Genomic DNA, 3,312 nt, shown 5'->3' with positions numbered 1-3,312 from the left:
GGCGATCGCCGCGAATAGTAATCTGATATCTGACCTAACATCGCGCTCGATCGATCACCGGATAACCCAACGCGACCGACTCCACCGATAGCGACGATTGCCCGAATGGTCAGCTTCCGGGGTCTGGAAAGATTCCGCGCGCGCACCATTCCAGTTTTCCGCCTTGGAGGTTCTCGAAAGTCCCGAAGTAGTTGAATTATAGCAGTTTCAGCGAATTGGAGAAGAATATAAAAAGAACGGCGGAAAACTGAAGATCGTAAACGGTGGTGGCCGCTCGTTCCACTCGCGGCGCGGCACACTCCCTCCGGTCGCTGCCGCGCTGGTGCTTTCAGCACCGGCCACCACCGGTTTTTCGGCGCGCAGTAGCGCGGAACATAGAGGGGCCCGCAAGCGGGCCAGCGCCGCACACGAACTCCGGCATTGCTCGTTGGTGCGGCGCAGTCGCCCGGCCGTGGCGCGTCGGCGCCTTCGGCGCTGGCGGGGCCCCTTCCCCGCCACTCCGCGCCGCAGTCTCGCTTCGCTCGCCAGCCCCGGCAGTTGCCGGGCGGCCGGGCTCCAAATTTCCCCCTCCCGTCCGCCGCCTGTTCCGCCGCGCAATCGCCCGGAATCATCCGTGGTTCTGCCATCTTCCACCTGGGCCCGCGCGGCGGCTCCGGCCTGGCGGCCGTCCGTTGGTTTGTCGCTTCGCTCCATTTAACCGTCCGGAAAACACCCGCGCTCGCTCCGCTCGCGCGGTTGTTTTTCCTCAAAGTCTGTATACACGGCGGCCCCTAGTCCGCTAGCAGATTTCTATTGCCTCAATTTTTACATACACCCCGGCCCTCTATATAAAATATTTAATCTGTATTGAGACTTTTATATTGACATGGATTGAGACACTGTATTATATCAAATCATGGCTAACAAATCTAACTACTGGAGGCTGTCATTGACCATCGACGTTACGTTCGAAAGGCTGGTCGACGCCGCATTCGCCGCCCACGCCTTCCTCGAAACCGCACCAACGGAGCAGGTCGTTATCCTGCGCCGCCTGTGCTCCAATCACATCATGGTCGTCGACCGTGATACGTTCCTGGCTAACCGCAGCACCCTGAAACATCAGGCCACCTGCATAATTTTCATGGGGAATCTGGCTGACCTGGCTTCGCTGGCCCAAGCCGTTCCTCCAACACTTTTCAACGCATCAGCACCCGCCCCGAGGCCACCCCTCGAAGACGGAAACAAGGAGAATTGATTATGTCGTGTAGCTTAATTTGTACGTCCCTCGCGGACGCATTCCAGCAGATGACCTATCGGTCTATCGTCGAGCCGTCAACGTGGTTCGTCCTGATCTCATCACCAACCCCCAACCAGTATTTCCTCTACGACGTGCCCACCATCACGGAAGATACGACCATTCCTCCAATCACCGCCGACCAGGTGGTATTCCAAGGCGACCGCCTGCGCATAGTCGAGTTCGCCGCATCATTCACCTGCGCCACAGTGGCGCTGATGAGGCACCAGTGAGCGGTTCACCGGTCACGGCCCATGTCCGTAAGGTGCACAAGGTCGGCCGATCTAAGGCCGTGATCATCCCCCCGGATGTGCTTGAGCATATCCATTGCACCGTCGAGGATTATATCTACTTCGACACCACCGCGCCCGACTTCTGCGTCATCTCCCGCGCACCTGTGCCGCCGACACTCACGCACCCCGAGCTGTTCGAGCAGCCAGCACAGCCACCGCCCACCGAGACACCACCCGAGACGACCGTTCCCACCCAGGACCAAACCGTCTGACACCACCACCCCGGCCGAGATCACACCGGCCGGGGTTTCCCATCTTCTGAACATGGACTTTTTAGTCGATAGCCTAAGGTTCCACTAGGGTCTCTATGCAAACTATCTACCGATTGGGTTATTCTAGTCTTTATACAAACTACTAATAAAGAGCGGTTTTTTATGTGGATAACTCAGCAAGTCCCAGAAAAACAGCGATTTAAGCCCTGTCTCATATGTTGATAACCTGTGGATATGTGCAAAACCTTGCAGAAATCGGAACCTCCTGTCTACAGACATAAACGGAAATATTTTACCGTCCTGCAAATATTTTTCTTGACGGAAGTTGTTGAATCATCGTACCATGGGCGTAGACTTTGACTGACAACCACCACCACGGAGGCCTCGTATGGCAAATATCAAATCGGCCGACCGCATCACCAAAAAGTGGGCCGAGCGTGCGTCCGTATCGGGCGGCGCGTACGAGGAGGGAATCAACAACCCGCGCGCCGATTGGGCCACTCAGGCCAAGGCGGCGGAGAGCAACTACGAGAAGGGCGTTCAGGCCGGTATCACCCAGAAGCGCTTCGGTAAGGGCATCGCCCGCGCCGGAACCGCCGCCTGGCAAAAAGGCGCGCGGGAGAAAGGCGTTTCCCGATGGTCGCAGGGCATCAGCGTTTCCCAGGACGCGTACCAGAAGGGCTTTGACCCCTATCGCCAGGTCATTGCCGCCCTGACCCTGCCGCCCAGAGGGCCGAAAGGCGATCCCACCAACATAAACCGCGTCTCGGTCGTCGCCAAGGCGCTGCATGAGAAGAAAATCTCGATGGCCGGAGCGTAATCTCCCCGCCGTCGTAAACTCATAGAGGTTTCGAATGGGACAAGTTCTCTCCAAAATGCACGCCATGGTCGCCGCCGGTGCAGGTCAAGCCGCCGCTGGTGAATCCGCCCTCGGTGCTCTCATAGTTCTACCCGCTGGCGGTCCGTGGCTTATCACCCACGTTTGGGGCCAGGTTGCCCCATCCGTTGCCCTCGCCGCCGAGCAGACAGGCGGAAACTTCCGCTTCGACGTGGACTCCGGCGATTGGGTTCCCAATCCGGCCCCGTCACGGTTCCCGTGTTACGCTAACTCCTCCTCGCTCGGTGCGTTAATCAATCCCAGCACCTGCCCGTTGAAGCTCTACGAGGTCAACTGGCAAGCGGCCGGAAAATCGTCCGTGCAAATCCGTGTCAGCAATGACATCGCCATCACGAACATTCCGCAGTGGATTGCCGGACTGATTTTCGCCTCCGAGGCCCCCGTCTACGAGATTCCGCAGTTCTGCGACGTCGCCCGTGGCGTTATCGCCGCCGCCGCCTTGACCGCGATCGGCACGGTAACGCTGAGCGAAGGCGCCACAAAGATCGTCGGTGCCGCCGCCGTCCTGAGCCAGAACGGCGTCCTCGTAGCCGGTGAAGAGTTGCTCGGCTTCGTAACCCTCACCTCCGATGACGTTTCACTCGCGCCGATGCAGTTACCGTGCAACTGCGCCTACGGCGCGGGCCTCGGTGCCAC

General features: G+C 58.7%; 5 protein-coding genes. All 5 read left to right on the top strand.

Annotated features, from left to right (window positions below; genetic code table 11):
• Positions 1–928: 928 nt before the first annotated feature.
• Entirely contained in the window at positions 929–1,234 is a 306-nt protein-coding gene (locus tag PHD44_RS12490; RefSeq protein WP_300192210.1) for a hypothetical protein, read from the top strand.
• Between the two features lie 2 nt (positions 1,235–1,236).
• Positions 1,237–1,506 (top strand): hypothetical protein, encoded by a 270-nt coding sequence (locus tag PHD44_RS12485; protein ID WP_300192209.1) that lies wholly within the window; start codon positions 1,237–1,239, stop codon positions 1,504–1,506.
• Positions 1,503–1,778, top strand: a complete 276-nt coding sequence (locus tag PHD44_RS12480; RefSeq protein ID WP_300192208.1) for a hypothetical protein — start codon at positions 1,503–1,505, stop codon at positions 1,776–1,778. The genes PHD44_RS12485 and PHD44_RS12480 overlap by 4 nt, the downstream gene beginning before the upstream one ends.
• Positions 1,779–2,166: 388 nt before the next feature.
• Positions 2,167–2,598: a hypothetical protein gene (locus PHD44_RS12475; RefSeq protein ID WP_300192207.1), complete on the top strand. Its 432-nt coding sequence runs from the start codon at positions 2,167–2,169 to the stop codon at positions 2,596–2,598.
• 34 nt (positions 2,599–2,632) lie between these two features.
• On the top strand, positions 2,633–3,312 hold a 680-nt coding region (locus PHD44_RS12470), incomplete at its 3' end, for a hypothetical protein (RefSeq protein WP_300192206.1).

The organism is Halothiobacillus sp., assembly GCF_028710545.1.
GTDB lineage: Bacteria > Pseudomonadota > Gammaproteobacteria > Halothiobacillales > Halothiobacillaceae > Halothiobacillus.
This window is presented reverse-complemented; position numbering and strand designations above follow the sequence as displayed.

Bases quoted from the DNA above. Each gene is read 5' to 3' on its own strand.
- PHD44_RS12485 (WP_300192209.1), top strand. From the start codon at position 1,237: ATGTCGTGTAGCTTAATTTGTACGTCCCTCGCGGACGCATTCCAGCAG.
- PHD44_RS12475 (WP_300192207.1), top strand. From the start codon at position 2,167: ATGGCAAATATCAAATCGGCCGACCGCATCACCAAAAAGTGGGCCGAG.